The organism is Clostridium vincentii (assembly GCF_002995745.1).
GTDB classification, from domain to species: domain Bacteria; phylum Bacillota; class Clostridia; order Clostridiales; family Clostridiaceae; genus Clostridium; species Clostridium vincentii.
In genome coordinates this window covers 1-26318 of sequence record NZ_PVXQ01000008.1, presented here as the reverse complement: position 1 = coordinate 26318, position 26318 = coordinate 1, and the positions used below count along the sequence as shown (strand labels likewise).

The window sequence follows — 26318 nt, the reverse complement described above, 5'->3', positions numbered from 1 at the left end:
GCTCATTATATACAAACCTATGTTCTCATGTCAATACATTATAAAAAAAGAACCTATAATAATAGATTATTTTTACATTATCTATATTATAAGTTCAATTTTATTCTTACTACCTATTTCTGTCCCTACGCGCCTTCGGTGTAATTATTCTGCTATATTAAATACTTCTAAATCTTTCTCACTTTCTAGCCCGGCAGCTTTTACATCCACTATAGCTCTTAAAGTATCTAAAGATGTAATAATTCCAATATTCCTTTCAACAGCCGCTCTTCTTATTAAGAAGCCATCTCTCTTTGAGTTATTAGCTTTAGTTGGAGTATTAACTACTAAATCAACCTCTTGATTCTTTATTACATCTAATATATTAGGCCTTTCTTCTCCAAGTCTTCTTACCATTCTAGCTTCTACTCCTGCTTCAAGAAGAAATTCACATGTACCTTCAGTAGCTACAAATTTATATCCTAACTTTGAAAGTGCAATTGCCATTGGTAAAAATTCTTCTTTATTATGCTTATCAATTGTAGCTAAGATATCTCCCTTTCCAGGCATCATTCCCGCCGCTACAAAACCCTTATATAAAGCTTCCTTAACATTCCTACCTACTCCTAGCACTTCTCCTGTTGATCTCATTTCTGGCCCTAGAGAGACTTCTACATTTGGTAACTTTTGTGTTGAGAATACAGGTACCTTTACTGACACTAATTTTGGTTCTTTATACACATCAACACCATATCCTAGGTCTGTTATTTTTGCACCTAACATTACCTTTGTAGCCAACTCTACTATTGGGACCTTACTTACCTTGCTTATATATGGCACTGTTCTTGATGCTCTTGGGTTAACCTCAATTACGTAAAGTTGTCCTTCAAATTCTATAAATTGAATGTTAATCATTCCCTTTATACCTATTGCTATAGCCAATTTTCTGGTGTATTGTAGTACCTTTGCTTTTATCTCATCACTTATATTTTGACTTGGATACATAGTTACACTATCACCAGAATGGACTCCTGCCCTCTCTAAGTGTTCCATTATTCCTGGAATTAATATGTTTTCTCCATCAGAAATTGCATCTACTTCTATTTCTCTACCCATTAAATACTTGTCTATAAGGATTGGATTCTTAGAGTCCTTATCAAAAGCATTTTTTAAGTAGTAAGTTAATTCATCCGCATCATGAGTTATTTCCATTCCTTGACCACCAATTACATAGGAAGGTCTAACAAGCACTGGAAACTGTAATCTTCCAGCTTCTTGTAAACCCTCCGCTACAGACCAAACGCCCTTTCCTTTAGGTCTTGCTATATCAAGTTCTTCAAGTAAAGCATCGAATTTTTCTCTATTTTCAGCTAAATCAATTTGATCTGCTGTTGTTCCTAATGTTAGTATATTCTTTTCTTTTAAGAAATTCGCAAGCTTAATTGCTGTTTGTCCGCCAAATTGAAGTATAACTCCATCTGGCTTCTCTTTTTCTATTATATTTAATACGTCTTCCTCTGTTAACGGCTCAAAATATAGCTTATCCGATATATTAAAATCTGTACTTACAGTTTCAGGATTATTATTAATAATAATAGTTTCAATTCCTAACTTCTTTAATGCTAATACACAATGTACTGATGCATAATCAAATTCTATTCCTTGACCAATTCTTATTGGACCCGAACCTAAAACTATAACCTTCTTTTTATCCGAAACTTCTACTTCATCGTATTGATCATAGGTTGAGTAGTAATATGGTGATAATGCTTCGAATTCTCCTGCGCATGTATCAACCATTTTATACGAAGGTTTTATGTTCCATATATCTCTTAATCTATATATATCCTCTGGACAAACCTTTAGCATATCAGCTAAAGCTTTATCTGAAAAGCCTTTTTTCTTAAGCTTATGTAGCCATTCTTTATCTAAATCTCCAATTTTACTTAACTTTAATTTTTCTTCCTCATCTACAATCCATCTAATCTTTTCTATGAAGAATATATCTATTCCTGTAATCTTAGAAATTTTATCTACTCTATAATTTCTTCTTAACATTTCGGCTAGAGCAAAAAGTCTTTCATCATCAGGAGTGACTACTCTTTTCTTCAATTCTGTCATGCTTAATGATTCAAACTTTTTATGTTCTAGAGAATATTTTCCTATTTCCAAACTTCTTATTCCCTTAAGAAGTGCTTGCTCAAAATTAGACCCTATAGCCATTATCTCACCAGTTGCCATCATCTTTGTTCCTAGTGCTCTATTTGCTCCAAAGAACTTATCAAATGGCCACTTAGGTATTTTACATACAACATAATCTAAAGAAGGTTCAAAACATGCATACGTCTTTTGTGTTACTGCATTTTTTATTTCATCTAAACCATATCCTAATGATATCTTTGCAGCTAATTTTGCTATTGGATATCCTGTTGCCTTTGATGCTAAAGCTGAACTCCTAGAGACTCTTGGATTTATTTCAATTACTGCATATTCAAAGGAATTTGGATTTAAAGCAAACTGTACATTACATCCACCCTCTATTTTTACTGAATTTATAATATGTATTGATGAAGTTCTTAGCATTTGGTATTCCTTATCTGATAAAGTTTGAGAAGGTGCTACAACTATGCTATCTCCTGTATGTATTCCAACTGGATCAATATTTTCCATATTACATACAGTTATACAGTTACCATAAGAATCTCTCATTACTTCATATTCTATTTCTTTCCAACCCTTAACTGATTTTTCAAGAAGAACTTGACCTATTGTGCTTAATTGTAATCCTGATTCTAATATTTCTTCTAATTCTTCTTTAGTCTCAGCAATTCCTCCGCCAGTTCCTCCTAGTGTATATGCAGGTCTAACTATTACTGGGTAACCAATCTTCTCAGCAAAATCTAAACCTGGTTGCATTTGGGTAACTATTTCAGAATTGATTACAGGTTCTTTTATTCTGTGCATCATATTTCTGAATAATTCTCTGTCTTCACCTTCTTTAATTGAAGCAATTGAAGTACCTATTACTTTTACATTATACTTATCTAATATTCCAGCATCATGCAATTCTACAGCAAGATTAAGTCCTGTTTGACCTCCCATTCCAGCAAGCAAGCTATCTGGTTTTTCCTTAGCTATTACCTTCTCAACGAATTCCACTGTTAGTGGCTCTAAATAAACTTTATCTGCCACTTCTTTATCTGTCATTATTGTTGCTGGGTTAGAGTTTACGAGTACTACTTCTATACCCTCTTCCCTAAGTGCTTGACAAGCTTGAGTCCCTGAGTAATCAAACTCTGCTGCTTGCCCTATTATAATAGGACCTGATCCTATAACTAAAACCTTTTTAATATCTTTATTTAATGGCATATCTTAACCCTCCTATAATGAATATTCCATGAATTTGTCAAAAATATATTCGCTGTCCTGTGGTCCAGAAGATGCTTCTGGATGGAATTGAACTGAGAATATAGGTAAAGTCTTATGCTTTAATCCTTCTATAGTTCCATCATTTATATTAATATGAGTTACCTCTACATCCTGAGGTACTGTTTCTACCACATAACCATGGTTTTGAGATGTTATTGTAACCTTATTTGTATGCAAATCCTTAACCGGATGATTACAACCTCTATGTCCAAACTTTAACTTTGTAGTTGTACCTCCTAATGCCAATGCTAAAAGTTGATGCCCTAAACATATACCAACTAAAGGTTTTTTCACTGCAATTTTCTTAATATTTTCTATTACATTAGGTATATCTTCAGGGTCTCCAGGACCATTTGATAAGAATACTAAATCAGGATTAATTGCTAATACTTCCTCAACGGTTGCATCTGCAGGAAATATTGTTAATTTACAATTTCTCTTTTTTAAACATCTTATAATATTATTTTTTATTCCAAAATCTAGTACAGCGACATGCTTTCCTGTTCCTTCTATTATATGTACATTCTTAGTTGTAACATTTTTAACTGCGTCTACATTTGTAAATCCTTCTATTTTATCCTTAATATCTTCTTCATCCATCTCGTCTATATCTATAATACCCCTCATTGTACCTTTATTTCTTAGTACTTTTGTAAGTGCTCTAGTATCTATACCTTCAAGACCAATTATCTTATTTTGCTTTAAGTAATCATCTAGCTCTAATTCGCATCTGAAATTATTTGGTAAATTACATTTTTCCCTTACTATAAATCCACTTACCTTTGGACCATCTGATTCTACATCCTCAAGGTTTATTCCGTAGTTTCCTATTAAAGGATATGTCATAGTTACTATTTGTCCGTAATAGGATGGATCTGTTAGGACTTCTTGATATCCAGTCATACCTGTTGTAAATACAACTTCCCCAACGCTATCTTTTAGGTATCCAAAGGCTGTACCTTCAAAAACCATTCCATTCTCTAAAATAAGTTTTGCTTTCATGTTTAGCCCTCCTCAATATTTATATTTAAACAAAATACACTTTAAAATCTACTAAATGATTATAAAAAAAAGGATACTAAAAAGACGACAGAAAGACTGGTCTCCTCATTACCCTATTATAATTCTTGTTTTTAAATTTCTTCATAGACAAAGCTATGCTATTAGCTTTAAAATTCTCCATAGTTGCAGACTCCTTCTGGCCTCACGGGACCAAGTTAAAGTGTATCTTTACTTTATTAATAATTTTACCTACCTATTATAATAGTTTATTGATTATTTACTGTCAAGATAAAACATTAAAATTTTATATGAAATAAAATCCATTGAATGATTATTGGATTATTTAACATAGGTGGATTATACTAAGTATAGAGAAAAAAATTTTTTAAAGGAGGCTTTCATGAATTATTCATCAGATTTACACACACATACAATTGTAAGTGGCCACGCTTATTCAACACTTTTAGAAAATGTAGACTTTTGTGCTAAAAAAGGACTTAAGGTTCTTGGGACTTCAGATCATGGGCCTGCTATGCCTAATGCTCCACATATATGGTATTTTGGGAATTTACGAGTTATTCCTCGTGAAATTAATGGAGTTACTATTTTAAGAGGTTGTGAAGTTAATGTTCTAGATGTAGCTGGAACTATTGATATACCTAAAGATGAAAGAAAATCTATAGATTATATGATAGCATCCCTACATGAACCTCTATTTCCTTCTAAATCCTTAGAGGAAAATACAAAAGCTATCCTAAATGCTGTAGATAATAATAAAGAAGTTGAAATATTAGGACATTTAGGTAATCCTAGCTATGAGTTTGATTATGAAGCCTTAGTTAAAAAGGCTAAAGAGAAAAATATTATGATAGAAATAAATAATTCCTCTATGTTGGGAGTTTCTAGAAACGGTAGTGCTATTACCTGTACTAAAATTGCTAAGCTTTGCATGAAATATGGCACTAAAATAATCTTAACTTCTGATGCTCATATATGCTTTGCTATTGGTAACTTTGATAGTTCTATAGAAATGCTTAAGTCTATTAATTTCCCTGAAGACTTAATTATGAATGACCCAGAAAAATTAATCCCTCATCTAAAAAGCAAGGGAAGACTTTTAGACCTCTAAAAACATTAGCTCCTCAAATAAGATTTTTATCTTTTGAGGAGCTAATATTTTACAATTTATTTATATACATAGTCCTTTTATAACTCAACAACTTTAATGTTATAAGAAAATCTATCACTATATATATAATAAATATTGGTGTTAGAAAATATATAAAATTCACGAATTTTATATATATTGTCTCTACCACTGGTTGCATTACAATAATAACAAAGCACGTAAGGATGCTCCAATACAAAGAAAACTTTAAACATATAATTCCTTGAAAATTAGATTTAATCCCTTTATAATTCCAATACTCTTTATAAAATAACCTTTTTAATATATATCCACTTATATACTCCACTGTAGTTGGAACTACAATAAAACAAAAAATCAATAATAATCCCTCAACCTTAAGCACAGAATAAGTATAAATTAAAACACTTATAGTAACCCCATACATAGGCTTAAACACTCCTATTAAAAACCCCTCTTTCTTGAACTGTCCTGTTTTAAAATATGAATACCCCTCTTCTAAACACCATCCTAAAAAAGAATATAAAATAAAATTGAAGATTAAATATACAAGCCAATTCATACTAAAACTCCTTTCTAATTTAAAATTAGTATTAGTAAAATTGGCTCAAAAAATTCAATATTTAATTTTTATTTATTACATTATTTTCAATCCATTTAACTACATAATCCATGGGATTATCATCATTTGAAGGAGCTATATGTTTAGCATTTTTTAAGGCTCTTTTTTCTCCATTTTTTATGTAAAATCCATATCTAGCTCTCTCTAGCATTTCAATATCATTCATATTATCTCCGACAGCTATAACTTTTTTAGGATCTATATCATATATTTTTATCAACTCTTTCAAAGCTTTACCCTTTGACACATTATTAGAAACTACATCAAGATAATTAGATCCACTTCTAAATACAGTTCCAGTATCATATATCTCTTTATATTCTTTTTCTAATTCATCTAATTCCTCTTTATCTCCAATTAGTAATACCTTTAGCCATTCTTTGTCCCAAATTTCCTCTGGCATATTATATACTACATTAAAATTATGTTTTTCATATCTCTTGGTTAACTCACAGTTTCTATATATATAAACTACTTCGTCTGCAAAAATTTCGATTCCTAGATTAGGCTTGTCCTCTTTTATTCTTCGAAAAGCCTCTTTCCTATCTTCTTCTATAGTATATTGTGAAATTATCTTATTATTTTTATAATCATATATCTTTGCACCATTATGCAATATTGTAGGTAATTCTATTTTTAGTTGATCTATAAACAATTCTACAGATTGAACCATTCTTCCTGTGGCTACTGTAAATTTTCCTCCCTTATTAACAAAATACTCTATTGCCTTTAAGTTTTTCTTTGAAATTCTTTTTTCACTATTTAATAATGTCCCATCCATATCTGATACCAATAGATATCCTTCAAAAATATTTCCCATTGTATCCCCCTATCCCTTGTTGCTCATTGCTACTAACTTTCTTCCCAGAGCTCTTGGCAAAATCTTATTTCCTAAAACTAATATCTTATTTTTGGATCCTGGAATTACAATACACTTTCCATGCTTAAAGCCTTTATAGGCCGCCTTTGCTACATCCTCTGGTGACATCATTAGCTTTTTCATCTTTTCAGACTTTTTCACTCCAGCCTTTTCTTGAAAACTAGTCTTAACTGGACCTGGACAAAGACAGCTTATCCTTACGCCTAGAGCCTTGACCTCTTCATGAAGAGACTCAGTTAAAGATAATACATAAGCTTTAGTAGAATAATACATAGCCATTTTTGGCCCTGACACAAAAGCTGCAGTAGAAGCAACATTAAGAATTCCACCCTCACCTCTTCTTATCATATCTTTTATAAAATGCTTGGTTAACTTGGTTAATGATATTATATTTATTTTTATAATTTTCTCTTCAAAGCCCTCTTTCTCTTCATTAAAAAGTCCAAAGGACCCAATTCCAGCATTATTAATTAAATTATCCACAATCAAATTATTTTTATCCACAAATTCATATATCTTTTCACAGGAGTTATCCACAGTTAAATCTATATCTAAAATAAAGACTATTATTTTATATTCTCTTTCTAAAAAATTCCTAGCTGCTTCTAGCTTATCCCTATTCCTTGCTACAATAAACAAATTATGTTTATCCTTTGCAAATAGTTTGGCTATTTCAAGTCCAATACCTTCAGTTCCCCCTGTAATTAGGGTATATTTATTGTCCATAATATCAATCCTCTTTTATTATAATATCTTAATTATAACAAAGTAACTTTATTATAAATAGAATAAGCAGAATAAATAATCTCTATACTGCTCATTTTATTAATTAATTAAAAAACTATTCTCCAGATCTGAGTTATTATAAAACACATTCCTATTCCAGCAATAGTTGGAATTATAAATGCTATAGCAGTCCATTTAAAACTTCCAGTTTCCTTTTTAATAGTCCATAATGTAGTTCCGCATGGATAGTGCATTAAGCATAAAATCATCATATTGATTGCTGTCAGTAATGTCCATCCATTTGAGATCAATAGTTCTTTTAAATCAGCCAAACTGTCCATTCCTACAATTGTACCTGCTCTTAAATAGCTCATTATAATAATAGGTAAAACAATCTCATTAGCAGGAAATCCCAAAATAAATGCCATTAATATATATCCATCTAAGCCAATAGTCCCTGCAAAAGGTGTTAGAAACTCTGCACATACGCTTAGTAAGGTGCCTCCTGTTACTTGTACGTTTGCAAATATCCATATAACAATACCCGCTGGTGCTGCCACTGAAATGGCTCGCCCTAGAACAAACAATGTTCTATCGAATATAGATCTTACTAATACCTTTCGTATTTGAGGTTTTCTATATGGTGGCAATTCTAAAATAAATCCAGATTGTACTCCCTTTAATATTGTCTTTGACAATATTCTTGATGTTAGTAAGGTCATAAATACTCCTAAAATTATAATACAGGTTACAGCTAAAGCTGATATTAATCCTCCCTTTGCTCCCCCAAGCACACTTCCACCTATAAATATACTCGCTACAGCAATAAGAGTCGGAAATCTCCCATTACAGGGCATAAACACATTTGTTATTATAGCTATAAGTTTTTCTCTTGGCGAATTAATTATTCTACATCCAACAACTCCCGCTGCATTGCAGCCTAACCCCATGCACATAGTTAAAGCTTGCTTACCACAGGAGCAGCTTTTTTTAAAGCAGTTATCTAAATTAAAGGCTATCCTTGGTAGATACCCTAAATCTTCAAGTAAAGTAAACATTGGAAAAAATATTGCCATAGGGGGTAGCATTACTGCGATTACCCAGGCTACAGTAACATATAATCCATCCAATAATATTCCATTAACCCAAGTTGGCATAGAAGTTAAACTAAATGCTACCCTAAGCCACTCTTCTATGCTTTTAAAAATAATTGTTAATAATTGAGACGGATAATTGGCTAAAGTAATAGTCACCCATAATATAAATAATAAGGAGAGTATCATTATTGGTATTCCTGTTATCTTTGATACTAAAATCTTATCTATCTTTGTATTTAAATCGTTTTTTTTACTTTCTTTGCTACCTTTCTTTACCACTTTGCTAGCTATATCCTCAGCCGTGTTAACTAAAGTTTCAGTAATTGCATCCTCTACAGGCTTCTCCCTTTCTCTAGAGCTAATCTGAACTTGAATCTCCTCTACTTTTTGCATAATTTCATTACGTATAGATAATTTTTCTTTTATTCTATTAACTATATTTTTATTTCCCTCTACAAATCTTAATGCTATCCATGTAAGTTTCGCATCATCTATGGATAATTCAGCCCTTAAAATATCTTTTATTGCATAAATTCCTTCTTCTATATCTAAATCATATTTAATATGGCTAAGGCAACTTCTCTTGCCCTTTATTTCTCTATCCACTTTAGCCTTCAATTCTTCAATTCCTATATTATCTCTTGCAGTTGCTAATACTACACAATGTCCGATTTGTTGTATAATTTCATTATATTCAATTACAATATCTTTTTTCTTAGCCTCATCTATTAAATTTACACAAAGAATTACCTTCTCTGTAATTTCTGCTATTTGAAAAAACAGATTTAGATTTCTTTCTAAATTTGTAGCATCCGCTATAACTACAACCAAATCAGGATTATTAAAGCATATATAGTCTCTAGCTATTTCCTCTTCTTCTGAATTAGATAATAAAGAGTAGGTTCCTGGTAAATCAACAACCTTTATTTTAGAACCCTGGTATTCATAATACCCTTGTGCACTACCTACTGTCTTTCCTGGCCAATTTCCTGTATGTTGATTAAGCCCAGTAAGCGCATTAAATACAGTACTTTTTCCCACGTTAGGATTTCCGGCTAAGGCGATTTCATACTCTACTTTCTTGCCACTCACCCCCTTATCTGAAGCTAAAATATTTCTACCTGTTGAGTTTTTATTTAAGCCCATTACCCCCTCCTAGTTACCACTTGCTACTTCAATTTTCGCCCCATCTTCTTTCCTTATTGCGATTACAGCTCCTCTTATCATATAAGCTGTTGGATCTCCAAAAGGGCTTCTAAATAATACTTCTATCTGAGTCCCATCTATTATTCCTAAATCAAAAAATCTCCTTCTAAGTTCACCCTGTGCATTTATATTAACAACCTTAACAGTTGATAATACTTTTGCATCCCCTAAATTCATATAAAGTTTCCTCCTTGTTATATCCCTGTAAATCATGTATTTATCATAGTTCTTAAGTTTTTTTCCTATTCATACTTATTAATAATTTATGCTAATGATAGTTTGTTGTGAATAAATTAAGTGAAAGTGTAACTTTTATAAATGGAGACTTATCTTTTTTTTAATTTATTTCTTATCTCAGTTACAGATAAGTTGATTAATTCAAATTCCATAGTTAAATGTGAAATTATAGTTTGGTATTTATCTTCTCTTTCGCCTTGTTTCAAATCTCTTTTCTCTTGAGCTTTTAGAATATAAGAAATAAGAATAAAACTTAATAAAGCCCATATCCCCTGAGAAGAAATTAGTTCAATAATTTGCGTACTCATGTAAATCACCTCCATTATCAAGAAAATATTTATATGTTTCCTGCAACTTATTTAAAGCAGCCTTTCTATTTTTAAAAACAGCTTGTCTTGAGATATTTAGATAAGTAGCTATTTCAAAATCAGATAAGCAGTCTTTATATCTCATAGTTATTATTTTTTTCTGATAAGCTGATAAGCTAGAAATCAAATCACTAAAAACAAATATAGAATTATCTATATAGTTATAAGAACAATTTTTATCCATCTCAATATTTGTAAGTATTGAATTATAACAAATTTTACTGTTTTTAGATTGATTATGATAAATACTTATACAGTGATTTTTCAAAGCTATTGATATATAAGCATATAAAGCTTGTTCAGATTTAAAATTTAAAATATCAGTTTTTTTAATAAGTTGCCAAAGAAATAATAAAATATCATTTTTATATAACTCAATATTAAAACTCATTACTAAAAAATTTATTTTTTTCTTGAATTTAAGATAGATGTCTTCAAAGTTTTTATTACTATCCTCAGAGCATATTAACAATTCATTCAACTTCATAAGAAAAACTTCCCCCTTTAAAGTAAAGTATACAACCAATAACCAAACATATGTTCTTATTGTAAACCTAAAAAGAAAAATTTTCTGATAAATATTTATGTAATGTAGTATCTACTTTGAATTAATAAATACTGTAAACGTTGTAAGAAAACAAGCTAAGTGGTATAATTTTGTAAAGTATTTCTTTGAAAAGAGGGTAAGAATGATTGAAAATTTTAGTTCTGAAGTGAATTCTAAATTAGAATCGGATGAAATAATTGAAAAAAGTTTCGTCTCAAAAAACTATGATATGATCGAGAGAATCCCAGATCTTACAGTAGGTCCCCACTCTTTTATAATGACTTACGATTATTCATTTAAGTATTCATTTGTTATAACTAATAAACGAGTCTTTATAGGTAATATGAATTCATTTAATCTAATTCTTTCTTATAAAATCTATAATAGAGAGGATATTGTAAATATTGATGATTTTGAAGATAAGAAAAAAGTTAAATTAAGATATGTAGTTTATACTGGAGGTTTAATTCCGATATTCATAGTTCTAGAATCTTTTACTAATAGTACTCTTACCTTTTTATTATCATCATTTTTATCTATAGGATTAATTTATATTTTATCTAAGTTAATAAATAAATTTACTAAACCCGATAAATCCGTTAAAGAAATAAGTTTTAAGGATGGTAAAAAATTAATTATTATATTAAATGATAGTAGTGATTTGGATTCTTTAAAAACACAGAACTAATAAATTATTTGTTGCACCTAAAACTCCTACAATTGAAAATACAATAAGTCCTGCAAGAATTGGAATCATTAAATTAAATCCTATTACTCCAACTTGAAGTTCACTCTCTCTATTCATGTATTGATCAATTAAGCTATTATCGTTTACTAATCCTGGTACAGACCGCATACGCTTAAAAAGCCACCTCAAGGAAATATTATCCATAAGGCGGCTGATTTTTGTACTTATATGACTGTACCCGTATATTTATTATGAGCCTTTGGTTGGGTTCATTCTTAGCTTCTTGGTACTTCTATACCTTTAAGTTCACTCGAATCGTCGTCAAACGATTTGAAGAAACGAAGTTCGTAGAATCACTTCTTATACGAAGTGATTTTTAATATTAAATTTCCAATCTAGTTTTATTTTAATACTTATTTATTACTTACAGTAATTTCTTGAATAAATTGTACATCCGTTATAGCTGTATCTAATGAAATATTCTTATATCTACCTATTATATCTTTACAATTACTTAATCCTAATCCCCTATTTTCACCTTTAGTAGAGAATCCATCTTTAAATAATTTAGATAAAGAAGGGATCTCTCCTTTAAAGGTATTTGCTACAACTATGATTACAGAATTGTTTTTATTTATTAATGCAATATCCATTACTTTCTTTTCACTTTCTAATGCTGCTTCAATAGCATTATCCAAAATTATTCCTACGCATCTACTTATATCTATTATATCCATCTTAATAATTGTTATAGGTTCTACTATATCAATTATAGTCTCTACCCCTAATTCTTGAGCCCTAATTACTTTCCCTGATATTAGCCCTTTAATTTGAGATAATTTTATGTTTTTTAATAGATCTAGTTTATAATTATTTTTATTCATTTTGTTATTTAAAGGATATATGTGCTTATTAAAATGATCTTCTAGAGAATCTATATCTCTTTCTTCAATAAATCCTGCCATAGATGAAATTATATTTATATAGTCATGTCTAAATTTACGCATATCCATATATAACTTTTCTAAGTTTTCAGTATATTCTTCAAGATTATCTAATTGCAGTTGCTTATACTTGAATTTTTCTTCTTTCTTTGACATAAAAAATAGAGAACCACATATAACCATTATCACAAACCCATATATTGTAAAAATAACTCCATTTTCTTGTGATAGATAACTATTGTCAGTTAATTCATTCCAATTATAAGTTATATAAAATGAACCGAAGGTAAGTACTAACAGTAGATTAATTAAAATAATATATTTAGACTTCCAATTTTCAAATATGAAACCATTATATTTAATTAGTAATTTACCTATAAATTTACTGAAGAAATACAGTAGTAATGCTATACTAGCAAAAATAGTATAGTATCCTAAAGTAGAGGAAGAATACTCTATTCCCAATATATTTAAGAGTATGATTGAAGTAAAACTATCTATAAATACAATTACTAAACATACAAATATTTGAATCATAAAACTTCTTATTATCTTGTTACTTTTTTTGCAAAGAAAATATATAGGTGTGAAATACATCGATATAGAAGCTAGTCTAGGATAAAACATTAATATTAGTCTATTAATAAATACTATAGTTAACCCCATAATAATATATTCTTTAATGTTAAATTTATATGGACTAATATTTCTAAATGTAATTAACATTAGAATTACTGATAATAGAAACAAAAAAAATTCATTCACTCTCTCCCCACCCTTCTATTTTAATTATAGTATAAAATAGATATAAATTACATTAAAATAAATTAAAAATACACATAATATTAGGAATAATTCCAGATTATGTGTACTTAAAACTAAATAAAATCATTTTTTTCATAATTATTGTAACTTATTTTGAGTAATTTATAAGTACAAGGTAAAACACATATACTTTGAAGGATTAACGTGAACATTGTTAAATTAAATAACCCCTTATTTAATAACAATAGATTTATAAATATAAAAGTTAAAGCTGTTGCTGTTGCTGTTGCTGTTGCTGTTGCTGTTGCTGTTGCTGTTGCTTTAATTCTAAGTTTTTTTCTATGTTCTTTTCCTAATATAGGACGATTTTCTGTATCAGCTGGAGAATATTTATATAAAAAAACTGTACAAATAATACTTATTATACATGTTAAAGAAAGACTTAAGGGATAATTTACAGCTATATATGCACTACCAATAAAAGCAACTAAACTTGCAATAGTACATCCGAAATTGCTTTTTAAATGTATACCTGCTGCAGTTAATCTTAATGCTCCAAACATAACAAATAATATAAGTACTTCTTTTATAGTCCCTATAAGAAATGCCACTGTAGCTATAAAGATCAACTTGAATACATTTATCAATATAACCATAAGGCCTAAATATAGTTTTTCAATTTCTGATGACTTTAAAATCAAATGATTTTTAAAGTAATTTAATAATTTACTTGTTATAAATTCATAAAAATCAAAATATAGTTGAATTTGTATTTTCATATTATCCTCCGCTTATAATAAATAATATCCGCCCTATACGTGTAATTATATTATTTATTACTTTTCAATAAATTTGTAGGTATCTTAGGTTCATAAAAAAAGCTCAAAGTAGAGAATTTATTTGCATGAATATCCCCTAATTTTATGAACCCTGTAGCTAACTTTTTTAAAAATACACTATCTTTCTCTGAAGTCTTCATAATTAAAACCACCTTTTATAAAATAAATTTGTTTTGTATGTATTCAGTATACCGTCGTCCACAGTTATTTTTATAAAAAAATAAAAATATCCTTCATTTACCTAAAAAATGTTATATTTAATCTGATATAAGTAAAAACTGGCTATTTTTGCATAAAAATTGAAAATATATAGATTGTTTATGGTACAATATTTTAATAAAGCAAAATTTTATCTATGATAAATTTTCATAAAAATATAGTAATAAAAGGGGACAAGCATGCTGAAAATTTTTATTTGTGAAGATAATGCAGCTCAAAAAGAAAAATTAGAACATATTGTACAAGATATTATACTAATCGAAAATTATGATATGGAACTAGAGTTAAGTACTAATGATCCTTATGAAATACTAAATAGAATAGAGTATAATAACATTTCAGGTTTATACTTTTTAGATGTTGATTTACATTCTGATCTTAATGGAATTACCTTAGCTGAAAAGATAAGAAATTATGATCCTAGAGGATTTATAGTTTTTGTAACTACCCATGCTGAAATGAGTTATTTAACTTTTCTATATAAAGTTGAAGCTATGGACTATATTATAAAAGATAATTATAATAATATACAACAAAGAATAAGTGAATGTATAAAAAATGCTCATGAAAAATATAAAACTAAGTCATCTGAGCTTCAAAAAGTATTTTCTATTAAAGTTCAAGATAAGATAATTAATGTTGATTTTAATGAAATTATCTTTTTTGAAACATCTTCAACTATTCATAAAGTAATCTTATGTTCTAAAAATAGACAAGTAGAGTTTTATAGTAACATGAAAGAATTAGAAGATAGGCTAGATAATCGATTTTGTAGGTGTCATAATTCCTTTATAGTTAATAAAGATAACGTTAAAGAAATAGATAGAAAAAAGCGTATTGCTTATATGATAAATGGAGAAGAATGTCTTATCTCTACTAGGGGTATAAAAAATTTAATAGGTTAATTAAATGCTTGTTGCTAAACTTAGTAGCAAGCATTCTTATCTTTTTATATGTATAATAAAACAATTCTAATATTTAAATCTATGTTAGCCCATAGAAAAATAAAATTTCTTCCAAAAACTACATATTTTTCGCATCAAGTTCAGCACTTCTCTTCATAAATTACCTTTATTTTATGGTTCAGTATATAAATGCTTTTTGCCTTACATATTAATCTATAATTTAATTAATGAATGAGTTAAACAAAAATAATTCATTAATTATAAAAAGTAAGGGGGAAAACTACATGTATAACACGTTATTAAAAGACCCAGTATTAAGAGCAAAGATTAAAAATATAGCAGAAAATCCATCAGGAGATGCTATAGCAGAGTTAAATGAACAAGATTTAAACTCTTTAGCAGGTGCAGGTATATATTCTGCAATAAGTGCTTACCTTGGAAATAAAGGTGCATTCTGTACTATAACTAAAGAATGTCAAGCAAATTGCAACTAATATTTTTAATTTTTAAGGAGGAAAAATAATATGTCAGATATAAAGAAGATTATAGATCCAGCAGGAGAAATTAACGAAGATGAATTAAAGGAAGTTACTGAAGTTAAAGATGCTACAGGAGGAATTTCTCCAACAGTAACAGTAGCAATCTCAATAGCAGTATCAGCTTCATTCTGTCCAACAACTAAATGTTCTTCTAAGTGCTAATTCTTTAGAACAAAAAACCACCTATTTTTATAGGTGGTTTTTTTTATGTTAACTTTACACATTCACTAGTAGTAGTCTTTGTCTTTCAAAAGGTACTACTAGTAGATAATTACCGTCAAGGTCATAGTACCTTAGTTACTACTGGATTAGCAGATGTTATACTAACACCTATGGAAGCCTCAGTATTTTCTAATAGAGTCCTTAGAAATCTTCTAATTTAAATAGATACTTTTTTAAAAAGAGCTTACAAACAATATAGACATTTATAGAACTAATATAAATATGGATTATTTAAGGCTAGTAAATTAACTAGAAAAGAATACCTTGTACAACTATTAGTATTAGAAAAGTAGTTAATGATAATATAGCAGTTCTAGTTAATGAATCCAATAGAAAGCCTACTAATGTGGTTAGTCTTTTATTAGATGAAATTTTTAATAAAGAAAACAGGATATATTAAATCTGCTATTAAGGATTATATTTAAAGAAGGTTAGATGTTAAAATAATGATTTTAACATCTAACCTTCTATTTTTAACTTACCTTTTTTTCTTCTTTAGCTCTATATAGATTTGTATATAATCCATTTAAAAGCATTAATTCTCCATGTGTACCTGATTCAACTATTCTTCCTTTATTCATAACATATATAACATCTGAATCAATAATTGTTGATAATCTATGAGCTATTACTATACGTGTACATCCTATATCTTTAAAGTAATTCGATACTTTCATTTCATTTACAGAGTCTAAAGAACTTGTAGATTCATCTAAAATTATAATCTTAGGGTTACTTAAAATGGCTCTAGCTAAAGCTATTCTTTGTCTTTGTCCTCCTGAAAGGTTAAGTCCCATATCAGAAACTAATGTATGATATCCCATAGGCATACTTTCTATTTCATCTGCTATTTGAGCAATATTTGCTGCATGTTTTATATTATCCATAGTTACATTTTCTTTATTCATCTTTATATTTTCATATATAGATTTATTAAATAAAGATATATCTTGTGGAACTACACCTAATTGCCTTCTTATAGCTTGTTTATTTAAACATTTAAAGTTAATATCATCATAATAAATATCTCCTTTTGAAGTCTCATAAAGACCTAAAAGAATCTTACTTAAGGTACTCTTACCAGAGCCTGATGCGCCTACAATAGCAACTTTTTGTCCCTTCTTTATATGAAGACTTAAATCTTTTATCACATTCTCCGATGTATTAGTATAAGCAAAAGAAACATTATCTAGCTTTATATCACCAGATACTTTTAACTCTTGTGGGTTTTCAGGGTTATATTCAGATTCTGCATCTGTAATATCCTTTAATCTTTCTAGATAAGATGTTGATAAAAGGAAGTTATTCCATGTTTGAAATAATGATACTCCTGCTGAGAAGAAGGTATTAGCTAGTGAATAAAAGGCAATAACCTCACCTACGCTAACTTTACCAATAAAATATTCATATATACCGAGCGTTAATAGTATAAAAGGATTTATGGTTTGTGTTAACGAAAGTACTGTACTATAGATATTTAAAGTTTTACATCTATAACTATATTTATCCACAGCGTTTTCATATTTATTTTCCCAATTTTTATATATTTCTTTTTCAATAGCTGTAGTTTTTATTCCAAGGATAGAATAAACTGTTTCTACTTGAAGTGATTGAAGCTTTGTACTTTCAACTATCTCATATTGGTTTGCTTCCATCATAATGGGTCTCATATAAAGGATAAAAAGGCCCGTTATTAAAAATAAACCGATGGCTACTAAAGTAAGTATTATTGATTGTTGAGACATATATACTAATATGAAGACTAATGCACCTATATTTAGTACCCCTTGAAGCACTTGCTCTGACATAATATCTCTAATTACATGCAAACTATTTAACCTAAATAACAAATCACCATTAGATCTAACTTCAAAATACTTATATGGTAATTTAAGCAATTTTTTTATAGTACTCTTATTAAGATATTTATCAAAATCCACTTGAAGTTTTATAAGATTATTTCCTCTTACTAAAGTTAATACTCCAAATATTGAAATTATCCCTACAACCATTAAAATATATTTACTTAATAATGCAGGATTATTTTTCAATGCAATTTCATCTATTAGATATTGAACCATCATAGGAATCGATATACTTATAAAATAAGTCACTACCGAAAGTAACATTACTTTTAAAAACAATATTTTTTTTTCTAACAAGTTCTTTAATATAGGTTTCCATATATTTTGTTTCTTTGTTTTTGGAACAAACTCTTTTGTAGGAGTTATAGTTAAAATTATATTAGAATATTGTTCTTTAAAATCAGTTATATTAATATTTCTTCTACCAAAGGCAGGGTCTACTATTACAAAATAAGAATTTGTAGTTTTTTCTAATACTACAAAGTGCTCATTGTTCCAAAATACCACAGATGGCATAGGAAGTTTTTTTAAGTTATTCACGCTTGCTTTATAAATATGTGTCTCAAATGACCTATTCTTAAGATAATCACTTATTTGAGAGATTTTAAGGCCATCTCTTCCAGCTTCAAGATATTCTCTAAATTCAGATAATGATTCATTACTTTCATAATACCTTAAAATCATAGCAGCACAACATAAACCACATTCTGTTTGTTGCATTTGCTCAATATAAGGCACTTTCTTTTGATGTTTTATATTCATCTATTAATCATCTCCCTACGTACAACTTCAAGCGCTAATACAGACGGGAGTGTTGGATTTTTTTTGCGAAGAATACTATAGCCTATACCAGAAATCCCTGTCATAAAGTTTACCATTCCTAAAGCACCGTACAGTCCATACTTCACACCATCTTCTGCCATATAATTTATGCACTCTTTAAATATTTTTTCACTTTTATTTTCTAATTCTGGCAAATTAAGTTCTTTGGCTATAGTCCTTAATATATCTATATTGCCTAATGTACCATGACATAAACTATGATTTGATGATTTCTTAAATCCATTAGCTATAAATGCTTCTAAAGCTTCAGGAATTTTACACATTACAATTTCCTTATGTTCTTCTTTTATATAATTAGACATCTTTACTCTTGCTAAAAGTATTCCAGCAGCTCCATGACACCAATAATTTAAAGCTGAATTATCTTTACTTCTTAAATCTATCCAATTTTTAATATCTTCTCTATATAAAGAATCTTCTTTTTTAATTATTTTTAACGAAAGATTATAATAATCTTCATTTTTTAATATAGATGCTGCCTTTAATAAAGCTAATGCAAACCCGCTATATCCATGAGCAAATCCTGATAGATAATTCCATCTTTCACTATATTTTAGATGATCATAAAGGTATGTAACATACTTCTTTGCTACAGATAAAGCTACTTCATCTTTTGACTGCTTATATATATTTAAAGCTAAGATTACAATGCCTGATGCTCCTCCAATCAAATCAAAACTATCAATTTTACCTATTTCATAATTATTAAATTCATTAATATATTTTATATACTTCTCATGAAAGCTATCATCATTCATTAAATGACTAAGATTGAAGTAAATGTATATTAATGAGCCTATTCCTGAAAATGCTGATGATGCCATAGGTGTATTACTATCCTGTATAGTAAGTTCTTCTACCCCTTTTAAAGATGCCTTTGCTAAAGATAAGTATTTATCACTTTTAAGTTCTTTTCCTAGGGCATATAAGAAAAGTATAAGACCGCCACCATCATACAATGAATAATTAATTGGTCCTATTAACATCTTATTTCCATGCATATTTAAATTAGGATAAGTACATGATGTTTTATTTGTATTAAATATGGCTCTATCATATATATAATCACCGATAGATCTTAAAGAAAAATCTATATTATCCTTTGATATAGCTATGCGTTCACCTTTATATGAATCATTATGAAATATGTCTTCTTTAGTAGTTAATAAAGAATTTCTAATATAAGCGACTTGCTTTTTCATAGTTAAATCATTAATATCTCTCTTTGTTATTATGTCTTTTATTGTTGTTACAAAATAATTATCTATTATACTACTGCTATTTACATATAACGCCTTAGATGAAAAATCGGAAGCAAAGTATGGAATATCATCTTCCATAAGGCTTTCAATTTCTTTAAGACATTTTTCATTTTTTATCTTATTATTATTAAAGGTTCTAGCATCACTATCTTTTATAATATTAAATAAATTAAGTCTAGCTTCAAATGTCTTAAGATACTTTGGATGGTATGAAGCTTGAAGATACTTACTATATATAAATGTTGGTCTAAGAACTTGACGATATACCCCTCTATTTAAAACTCTATATAATAACGTTAAAAATTCTTGCTTATTATTCTTTATTAAGGAATAGACCTCTTTAAATCCACTCTCTATTTCGGAAGTAAATTCTAACGCATTTAACTTTTTTCCATTCATTATAGGCTTATTATTATTTTCAGTTGATACTACAAACTCTTTTTCAAATCGTATTTTATCAGTACCTGCATCCTTTAATTCTAAGTAAGTAATCTTACTCGATTTTTTTCCAGCATCGCCAGAAAGTCCACTTAAATCTATATCGATTGTTGAGTATTCAAGATTTTGAGGTAGAATATAACAACCTAAAACAGAATCGTTTATTTCTAAAAAGTATGCTAAAAGCAAATTATCTTCTAAACCTTCTGTATTATCATTGGTAAGTAAGGTTTCAAGATCTATTAATGCAGGATTATCCTTTGAAGCTATTATATTCTCAGAATGTATATCTCCAGTTTTTAATATATTAAATATAGCTAAGATAGCTCCTATTTTATAATAGTAATTTGAAGGCTCTTCCCTATTCAAGCAACATTCATATTTTATAAACTCTTGCCATCCATAAATTCCTTTATTTATTATATTTGTATTATAAAGCTTTGTCTTTAAAGTTTTCTTATCATTTATATACTCATATATATTATTTAAGGCCTCATCACCTTCAAGACCATGTGGTTTATACACTAACTTTTCTTCATTATCAAAATTAAATATCAGAACACTTTTGCCCCCATTATGAGTGTCTCCATTATTTAAGCTTATACTTTCAAGACTACTAAACTTTTTATTAAACTTAATTCTTAGTTTACTTATATCTTTAACTAAGTTTGTTATAGATTCTTCTATAAGATTATACTTAGCTGTAATTCTTTGATATATAAGATAACTTAAAACTTCATACTTATTTAAAATCTCTTTTATATTAGCTACATTTTTAAGGGATAAGTTATAAGATTCATAAATTTCTTTAGAACTAGTCCCACCTAAACGTTCATTTGACTTCTTCTGATAAAATTCAGTTATAAGTGTTTTTAAAGCTACTTCTATTAAACTTTCTTTACTTGAACATAGTATACTTTCAAGTACTGTATCTTCCTTAACCTTTAAATTAGAAATATTATGTTGTAGAAACTCAAACACTTTATTTTCCATATAACTTAGAAAAGGCACATAAAAGTTATCAAATACACCCTGTTCCACATATAAATGATTAGAATAATCATTTTTTAGTATTTCATTTATAAATTCTTTATATTTAAGTTCTTTCATTTTCCCAACCCTTTCAAGGTATATTTTTATCTTAAATCCATGTTTTTAATAAGCATAATATTTGAAATAAGAACTATAATTCCAAAAGCTATAATTAATATAACTCCAAATAGTCCTACGTTGTGATAAGCTGTAAGACTATCTGCTGAATAAAATGGAATTAACTTTAGTTCATTTTCAAATTCTGGGAACTTATCTATAATCATAGCAATTATACTTGGGGCAATAAAAAATGCTCCTAATGTCGTTACTATAGTAGATGTTGTATTTAAAGTAATCGTAGTTACTAAAATAGCAAAAGTACTTACAACAAATGCATATACTGCAAAAGTATATATTTGAACCCATAAATCGCTTAAAACTATTGTAACTGTTAGTTGCTCTTTTAGTACAAATTTGAATAGTATAATTATTACAGCACTTATAATGGCCATAACTAATGATAATAATATAATACTTAAGATTTTTGAAAGTATTATTGTTACTCTTGATTGCTTACTTGTAAATAATTGTGTGGATGTCTTAAGTTGAAATTCATCCCCTAAAGATTTTGAAGCATATACCATAAAAACTAAATTTGAAATAGTTGAGAAAAAACTCATTACATGTTTACTATTAAATGATTCAGGTGCTATTTTAGCTTGAATACCAATAGCTATTGAAAAAAGCATAGCTATTACTATACCCAAATATATACCTTTAGTCTTAAATATTTTTTGTAATTCTAATACTGATAATTTAAATAACTTAATCAAAGTTATTCCTCCCTTCAAATCATATTTTTATTAATTAGGTAATTCATATCTTCATTTAAAAACCATTTGCCACCTTCAATTGAATTACCTACTGCCATAATCATATCAACTTCTTCGTTACTCAATTCAGTTAATACATCATCATTTATACTATTATCTAATCTTTTTGAATTTTCAAGAAAAGCGTTTATATCTAGCATTACTTTCCCTCCTTTTAATCTATTATTTTAACTAATTCTATTTATAGTTAAATTATAAAACATATAAACCTCAAATTTTGGTCTATGTAGTTATATGTTATATTTATATAATTTTTGAGTTTCATATAAGAAATTTAATCACTAAATACGTAATTTTTGAAAGTATGATTTACAGATACAAACAAAAAAATCAGTAATATTACATTACTGATCTTTCAATACTCTAACGCCTACAACCGCATTCTAAAGTTAAAGTACAGTACGCGCCTTTATTTCCAAGGTAAACACTTAGGTAAGATAAATAGCCTGTCCCTGCTAAAGAATTTAAATCTTGTTCAGTTAACTCCGCTATAGCATCTCCTGATGGATCTTCTTCTATGTTTTTAATCTTTTCTCTTAATACGGGATCCTTTATTAACTTATTATTCATGTGATTTTTCCCCTTTGTTTTTAATATTTAATGAATTACTTTTGTCTAACTCATTCATTGATTAAATTATATATTCATCTGTAAGGTAGAAATCATTTATATACTTAACTATTAAATAAAAGTAATTTGTGAACTAATGTACTCTAATAAACTCAAAAAATATGTAGTTTTTGAAAGGTAATAATTTCTTCTACTTATATATGTTTAATCAAGTAGGAGACGGTGACTACCCGCCGTCTGATACACGCCAATCCGTGTATCAGATTTTATGTCCGTCAGGCCAGAAATTTACCTACACTGGACTTTAAATTTCACCGCCTAATAGACACCCTTAGTGTTCATGTATGTGTTTGATCTTAAGCACTGGTGACTTTCTACCCATTATAGTCCGTCGATGATGGACGTACTATAAAAATAGCCTTAGCATATTATGCTAAGGCTATTTTAAACTTTATTTAATGTTATTTTCTTCCATTAAGTCAAGGAACTTATCTTCTAATGTTCTCTTTTGCTCATATAAACTATTAAACTTTATATTATTATTATTTAAAAAATTTACTATTCCATTTGATTCTTCCTTGTTTACCGATATAGATATACTATCTTTATCACTCTTGAAAATAGCAATATTATTATCTTTAAATATTTTTGAAGCATCTATTACATTCTCAATTCCTATAGTTAATATAACTTCACTTGAATTTTTAAAGTCATCAATCTTTAATACATCTACTATTTCACCATGCTTTATTATTACAGCCTTATCACATATCTTTTCTAACTCAGATAATATATGACTTGATATTAGAACAGTTATTTTCTTCTTTCTTGCTATTCCCTTTATATATTCTCTAAGTTCATGTATTCCAGTTGGGTCTAATCCATTAGTCGGTTCATCTAAAATAAGAAGCTTCGGATCCCTAAGAAGCGCTGCTAATATACCTAATCTTTGTTTCATCCCTAAAGAATAGTCTTTAACCTTCTTATTTAAAGCATCCTTTAATCCCAATAACTCGGTAGTCTCCATTACCTTTTCTATACTTACATCATTTATACTTGCAAAGTACTTTAAATTTTCATAGCCTGTCATAAATGGATAAAAACTTGGTGTTTCTATTACACATCCTATAGCAGTGCCATCTTCTAATAGAACTTCCCCTTCAAAATTCTTAGTAAGACCTACGATTATTCTCATAAGTGTTGTTTTTCCTGAACCATTTGGTCCTACAAGTCCTATTATTTCTCCTTCATCTAATGAAAATGACACCTTATTTAAAGCCGAATAATCTTTATATTTTTTACTTATATTCTTTAATTCTAGAACCTTTGTCATAAAAACTCCTCCTAAATAATTATTTACGCATCAAAAATTTGCAATTATTATTAAAACCATAATATTTCTGGAACTGAGGATTTATCTATTTCTCTTAATAATCCATAACCAAAAGAAGCTAGTCCTATCATAAGGCCCATAGATTCAGTTCCACTAAATACTCCATTACCCCATCTATCTTTTAAAACATTATTAAACATAAAATTAAAAGTATTTGTGCATCTATTCAGAAGGTCTTTATCCTTCAATACTTTTGCTGCATATTCAACTATAGAAAGATTTCCTAAGTCACCATGACAGAAGCTAGGATTGTTACCAAAGCCCTGTTCCATAGTTGTTTCCAATGCTATTTTAATTTCATGGTCTATATAGTCATCATTATATCCACTTTCTTTAAGTATTAATCTACTCAAAAGTATACCAGGAGCCCCATGACACCAAGCTAAACTAACGTGCTTATTTTCTTCGCTAGAATACCAATTTTTATGTTCATGAGCATAAAAATGTCTTTCATAATTTAATGCTTTCTTTATAATATCTAGTATGTCCTCATCCTTTACTATTTTATATAGCTTTATAAGATAAGAAATAATGCCTGCATTACCATGAGCAAAACCAGTACAAGGAACATATATTCCTCCACTACCCCAAGCAATAGAATCACCAAAAAACTCTATCTTAGACTCTTTAATATGCTTAAAACATAACTTACATGCATGAAGTAGTTTTTCTTTAAGATCTTCATCATTAGAATCATTATATATAGATAATAAAACTCCTATAGTTCCAGATACACCACTAATAACGTCAATATTTTTATCTTTTGGTATTAATTCATAAAGTAAATGTATCTTTTCTTTTATAACATTTAAAAATCTAGGTTCTTCTGTAATTTTATAAATCTGATAAATAGAATATAAATAACCTGAAATACCGTTATAAGGACCTATTAAAAATGGATATTTAGTATCTAACACCTCTATCTCATGTATTACTCCCTCTATAGCTTCGCTAGCTGCCTGTATAAACCGATTTTTCCCTGTTACTTTATTTAAGTGCCCAAGAAAAAGAGCTATACCTGAATTTCCATCATAAAGGCTATTCCCAACAGGAGCTAAAGACCAATTACATTCATCTCTACCTATTAATATAGTGCTTATCCATGTTCTATCTAATCTATTTTCACTGTATCCACTAATGCTTTTATCAATGATATAGTCTCCAATTTGTACAGCTAATTCCCTAAGTTCATTATTATTTATAGTATTATCTACTATATTGTTAGAAAAAAGCGTATTAGTTTCATCCTTATGGGAATTTGTTGTCTTAGCTAAAAATGACATATGGATAAAATATAGTTGCCTTTCCTTATCTTTACCACTTAAGTTATTTATCTTCATAAGAACTTTATCTAAAGGAGATTCATCAAGAAATATATCAGTGTTTTCATCCTTTGAGTTTTTTATCTTATTTGAGTCTATATAAGAATAAAAATACGGTACATCTCCTTGTAAGATATCTTCAACTTCTGAAGAAACAACCTTCGAAAAATCTTTTTCCACATTTACTCCTAATCTATGTAGTAGTATATATCGTAAGCGTCAAATAACTCATCACCTAGGACTGGCAGTAAATTAATGTGATAATACTCCTATACTTAGTAGGAGGTAATTTGCATGGCAGAAAGAAGATCTAAAGAAGAATGGATGATACTTGTAAAA

Annotated in this window: 25 protein-coding genes; 5 read left to right on the top strand and 20 right to left on the bottom strand. The window is 28.5% G+C overall.

Translation table 11 applies throughout. The features are described 5' to 3' along the window. Positions 1-144: 144 nt before the first annotated feature. Together carB and carA are read right to left on the bottom strand one after the other, a co-directional pair. Complete coding sequence (gene carB, locus CLVI_RS05250; RefSeq protein ID WP_106059074.1) at positions 145-3348, bottom strand: carbamoyl-phosphate synthase large subunit; 3204 nt, start codon at positions 3346-3348, stop codon at positions 145-147. Positions 3349-3360: 12 nt separating this feature from the next. Next, the gene (gene carA, locus CLVI_RS05245) at positions 3361-4410 is read right to left on the bottom strand and encodes a glutamine-hydrolyzing carbamoyl-phosphate synthase small subunit (RefSeq protein WP_106059073.1); all 1050 of its coding nucleotides are present in this window, start codon (positions 4408-4410) and stop codon (positions 3361-3363) included. Between the two features lie 400 nt (positions 4411-4810). On the opposite strand from carA, the gene CLVI_RS05240 reads away from it, so the two are divergent. Next, the gene (locus tag CLVI_RS05240; RefSeq protein WP_106059072.1) at positions 4811-5539 is read left to right on the top strand and encodes a phosphatase; all 729 of its coding nucleotides are present in this window, start codon (positions 4811-4813) and stop codon (positions 5537-5539) included. A 49-nt stretch (positions 5540-5588) separates the two neighbouring features. Here the strand turns inward: CLVI_RS05240 and CLVI_RS18110 are convergent, their stop codons facing one another. The 7 genes from CLVI_RS18110 to CLVI_RS05205 all read right to left on the bottom strand — a co-directional run bounded on the left by CLVI_RS18110 (position 5589) and on the right by CLVI_RS05205 (position 11180). Continuing rightward, on the bottom strand, positions 5589-6119 hold the full coding sequence (locus CLVI_RS18110) for a putative ABC transporter permease (RefSeq protein WP_106059071.1): 531 nt from the start codon (positions 6117-6119) through the stop codon (positions 5589-5591). Between the two features lie 61 nt (positions 6120-6180). Continuing rightward, positions 6181-6999, bottom strand: a complete 819-nt coding sequence (locus tag CLVI_RS05230; RefSeq protein ID WP_106059070.1) for an HAD family hydrolase — start codon at positions 6997-6999, stop codon at positions 6181-6183. A gap of 9 nt (positions 7000-7008) precedes the next feature. After that, positions 7009-7785 (bottom strand): SDR family NAD(P)-dependent oxidoreductase, encoded by a 777-nt coding sequence (locus tag CLVI_RS05225; protein WP_106059069.1) that lies wholly within the window; start codon positions 7783-7785, stop codon positions 7009-7011. A gap of 107 nt (positions 7786-7892) precedes the next feature. Continuing rightward, positions 7893-10028: a ferrous iron transport protein B gene (feoB, locus tag CLVI_RS05220; protein ID WP_106059068.1), complete on the bottom strand. Its 2136-nt coding sequence runs from the start codon at positions 10026-10028 to the stop codon at positions 7893-7895. A 9-nt stretch (positions 10029-10037) separates the two neighbouring features. After that, positions 10038-10265 (bottom strand): FeoA family protein, encoded by a 228-nt coding sequence (locus CLVI_RS05215; RefSeq protein WP_106059067.1) that lies wholly within the window; start codon positions 10263-10265, stop codon positions 10038-10040. A 149-nt stretch (positions 10266-10414) separates the two neighbouring features. Continuing rightward, on the bottom strand, positions 10415-10633 hold the full coding sequence (locus CLVI_RS05210; protein WP_106059066.1) for a BhlA/UviB family holin-like peptide: 219 nt from the start codon (positions 10631-10633) through the stop codon (positions 10415-10417). Then, positions 10614-11180, bottom strand: coding sequence for a sigma factor-like helix-turn-helix DNA-binding protein (locus CLVI_RS05205; protein ID WP_106059065.1), 567 nt, complete (start codon positions 11178-11180; stop codon positions 10614-10616). Before CLVI_RS05205 ends, CLVI_RS05210 begins: the two co-directional genes overlap by 20 nt. A gap of 202 nt (positions 11181-11382) precedes the next feature. Between CLVI_RS05205 and CLVI_RS05200 the strand changes: the two genes are divergently transcribed. Next, complete coding sequence (locus tag CLVI_RS05200) at positions 11383-11928, top strand: hypothetical protein (RefSeq protein WP_106059064.1); 546 nt, start codon at positions 11383-11385, stop codon at positions 11926-11928. On the opposite strand, the gene CLVI_RS05195 is transcribed toward CLVI_RS05200, so the two are convergent. The 4 genes from CLVI_RS05195 to CLVI_RS05180 all read right to left on the bottom strand — a co-directional run bounded on the left by CLVI_RS05195 (position 11911) and on the right by CLVI_RS05180 (position 14616). Further along, positions 11911-12096, bottom strand: a complete 186-nt coding sequence (locus CLVI_RS05195; RefSeq protein ID WP_106059063.1) for a hypothetical protein — start codon at positions 12094-12096, stop codon at positions 11911-11913. The genes CLVI_RS05200 and CLVI_RS05195 overlap by 18 nt on opposite strands. 245 nt (positions 12097-12341) lie before the next feature. After that, positions 12342-13637 (bottom strand): sensor histidine kinase, encoded by a 1296-nt coding sequence (locus CLVI_RS05190; protein WP_106059062.1) that lies wholly within the window; start codon positions 13635-13637, stop codon positions 12342-12344. A 113-nt stretch (positions 13638-13750) separates the two neighbouring features. Then, a complete protein-coding gene (locus CLVI_RS05185; RefSeq protein WP_106059061.1) occupies positions 13751-14416 on the bottom strand; it encodes an accessory gene regulator B family protein in 666 nt (221 codons plus the stop codon). Between the two features lie 50 nt (positions 14417-14466). Then, the gene (locus CLVI_RS05180; RefSeq protein ID WP_106059060.1) at positions 14467-14616 is read right to left on the bottom strand and encodes an AgrD family cyclic lactone autoinducer peptide; all 150 of its coding nucleotides are present in this window, start codon (positions 14614-14616) and stop codon (positions 14467-14469) included. 258 nt (positions 14617-14874) lie between these two features. Here CLVI_RS05180 and CLVI_RS05175 point away from each other — a divergent pair, with 258 nt between their 5' ends. The 3 genes from CLVI_RS05175 (at position 14875) to CLVI_RS17380 (ending at position 16301) form a co-directional block, all read left to right on the top strand. Continuing rightward, a complete protein-coding gene (locus CLVI_RS05175) occupies positions 14875-15600 on the top strand; it encodes a LytR/AlgR family response regulator transcription factor (RefSeq protein WP_106059059.1) in 726 nt (241 codons plus the stop codon). A gap of 284 nt (positions 15601-15884) precedes the next feature. Next, positions 15885-16094, top strand: coding sequence for a plantaricin C family lantibiotic (locus tag CLVI_RS05170; protein WP_106059058.1), 210 nt, complete (start codon positions 15885-15887; stop codon positions 16092-16094). Positions 16095-16124: 30 nt separating this feature from the next. Beyond that, on the top strand, positions 16125-16301 hold the full coding sequence (locus CLVI_RS17380; RefSeq protein ID WP_170065598.1) for a class II lanthipeptide, LchA2/BrtA2 family: 177 nt from the start codon (positions 16125-16127) through the stop codon (positions 16299-16301). 533 nt (positions 16302-16834) lie between these two features. Here CLVI_RS17380 and CLVI_RS05165 read toward each other — a convergent pair. The 7 genes from CLVI_RS05165 to lanM (CLVI_RS05135) form a co-directional block, all read right to left on the bottom strand. Then, entirely contained in the window at positions 16835-18988 is a 2154-nt protein-coding gene (locus tag CLVI_RS05165; RefSeq protein ID WP_106059057.1) for a peptidase domain-containing ABC transporter, read from the bottom strand. Next, complete coding sequence (gene lanM / locus CLVI_RS05160) at positions 18985-21879, bottom strand: type 2 lanthipeptide synthetase LanM (RefSeq protein ID WP_106059056.1); 2895 nt, start codon at positions 21877-21879, stop codon at positions 18985-18987. The genes CLVI_RS05165 and lanM (CLVI_RS05160) overlap by 4 nt, the downstream gene beginning before the upstream one ends. 26 nt (positions 21880-21905) lie before the next feature. Then, complete coding sequence (locus CLVI_RS05155) at positions 21906-22634, bottom strand: ABC transporter permease (RefSeq protein WP_170065597.1); 729 nt, start codon at positions 22632-22634, stop codon at positions 21906-21908. Between the two features lie 14 nt (positions 22635-22648). After that, positions 22649-22834, bottom strand: a complete 186-nt coding sequence (locus CLVI_RS05150; protein WP_106059054.1) for a hypothetical protein — start codon at positions 22832-22834, stop codon at positions 22649-22651. A gap of 223 nt (positions 22835-23057) precedes the next feature. Beyond that, positions 23058-23264: a plantaricin C family lantibiotic gene (locus CLVI_RS05145; protein WP_106059053.1), complete on the bottom strand. Its 207-nt coding sequence runs from the start codon at positions 23262-23264 to the stop codon at positions 23058-23060. A gap of 451 nt (positions 23265-23715) precedes the next feature. Further along, positions 23716-24597 (bottom strand): ABC transporter ATP-binding protein, encoded by an 882-nt coding sequence (locus CLVI_RS05140; RefSeq protein ID WP_106059052.1) that lies wholly within the window; start codon positions 24595-24597, stop codon positions 23716-23718. 50 nt (positions 24598-24647) lie between these two features. Continuing rightward, the gene (lanM, locus tag CLVI_RS05135; RefSeq protein ID WP_278320503.1) at positions 24648-26186 is read right to left on the bottom strand and encodes a type 2 lanthipeptide synthetase LanM; all 1539 of its coding nucleotides are present in this window, start codon (positions 26184-26186) and stop codon (positions 24648-24650) included. Positions 26187-26318 lie beyond the last annotated feature (132 nt).

What these genes read in the sequence shown, in the direction of transcription:
- CLVI_RS05180 (WP_106059060.1), bottom strand. Translation starts at nt 14,616, where the DNA reads ATGAAGACTTCAGAGAAAGATAGTGTATTTTTAAAAAAGTTAGCTACA.
- lanM (WP_106059056.1), bottom strand. Translation starts at nt 21,879, where the DNA reads ATGAAAGAACTTAAATATAAAGAATTTATAAATGAAATACTAAAAAAT.
- CLVI_RS05175 (WP_106059059.1), top strand. Translation starts at nt 14,875, where the DNA reads ATGCTGAAAATTTTTATTTGTGAAGATAATGCAGCTCAAAAAGAAAAA.
- CLVI_RS05140 (WP_106059052.1), bottom strand. Translation starts at nt 24,597, where the DNA reads ATGACAAAGGTTCTAGAATTAAAGAATATAAGTAAAAAATATAAAGAT.
- CLVI_RS17380 (WP_170065598.1), top strand. Translation starts at nt 16,125, where the DNA reads ATGTCAGATATAAAGAAGATTATAGATCCAGCAGGAGAAATTAACGAA.
- carB (WP_106059074.1), bottom strand. Translation starts at nt 3,348, where the DNA reads ATGCCATTAAATAAAGATATTAAAAAGGTTTTAGTTATAGGATCAGGT.
- CLVI_RS05215 (WP_106059067.1), bottom strand. Translation starts at nt 10,265, where the DNA reads ATGAATTTAGGGGATGCAAAAGTATTATCAACTGTTAAGGTTGTTAAT.
- CLVI_RS05185 (WP_106059061.1), bottom strand. Translation starts at nt 14,416, where the DNA reads ATGAAAATACAAATTCAACTATATTTTGATTTTTATGAATTTATAACA.
- feoB (WP_106059068.1), bottom strand. Translation starts at nt 10,028, where the DNA reads ATGGGCTTAAATAAAAACTCAACAGGTAGAAATATTTTAGCTTCAGAT.
- carA (WP_106059073.1), bottom strand. Translation starts at nt 4,410, where the DNA reads ATGAAAGCAAAACTTATTTTAGAGAATGGAATGGTTTTTGAAGGTACA.
- CLVI_RS05230 (WP_106059070.1), bottom strand. Translation starts at nt 6,999, where the DNA reads ATGGGAAATATTTTTGAAGGATATCTATTGGTATCAGATATGGATGGG.
- CLVI_RS05195 (WP_106059063.1), bottom strand. Translation starts at nt 12,096, where the DNA reads ATGCGGTCTGTACCAGGATTAGTAAACGATAATAGCTTAATTGATCAA.
- CLVI_RS05165 (WP_106059057.1), bottom strand. Translation starts at nt 18,988, where the DNA reads ATGAATATAAAACATCAAAAGAAAGTGCCTTATATTGAGCAAATGCAA.
- CLVI_RS05145 (WP_106059053.1), bottom strand. Translation starts at nt 23,264, where the DNA reads ATGAATAATAAGTTAATAAAGGATCCCGTATTAAGAGAAAAGATTAAA.
- CLVI_RS05170 (WP_106059058.1), top strand. Translation starts at nt 15,885, where the DNA reads ATGTATAACACGTTATTAAAAGACCCAGTATTAAGAGCAAAGATTAAA.
- CLVI_RS05150 (WP_106059054.1), bottom strand. Translation starts at nt 22,834, where the DNA reads ATGCTAGATATAAACGCTTTTCTTGAAAATTCAAAAAGATTAGATAAT.
- CLVI_RS05200 (WP_106059064.1), top strand. Translation starts at nt 11,383, where the DNA reads ATGATTGAAAATTTTAGTTCTGAAGTGAATTCTAAATTAGAATCGGAT.
- CLVI_RS05240 (WP_106059072.1), top strand. Translation starts at nt 4,811, where the DNA reads ATGAATTATTCATCAGATTTACACACACATACAATTGTAAGTGGCCAC.
- CLVI_RS05225 (WP_106059069.1), bottom strand. Translation starts at nt 7,785, where the DNA reads ATGGACAATAAATATACCCTAATTACAGGGGGAACTGAAGGTATTGGA.
- CLVI_RS05205 (WP_106059065.1), bottom strand. Translation starts at nt 11,180, where the DNA reads ATGAAGTTGAATGAATTGTTAATATGCTCTGAGGATAGTAATAAAAAC.
- CLVI_RS05210 (WP_106059066.1), bottom strand. Translation starts at nt 10,633, where the DNA reads ATGAGTACGCAAATTATTGAACTAATTTCTTCTCAGGGGATATGGGCT.
- CLVI_RS18110 (WP_106059071.1), bottom strand. Translation starts at nt 6,119, where the DNA reads ATGAATTGGCTTGTATATTTAATCTTCAATTTTATTTTATATTCTTTT.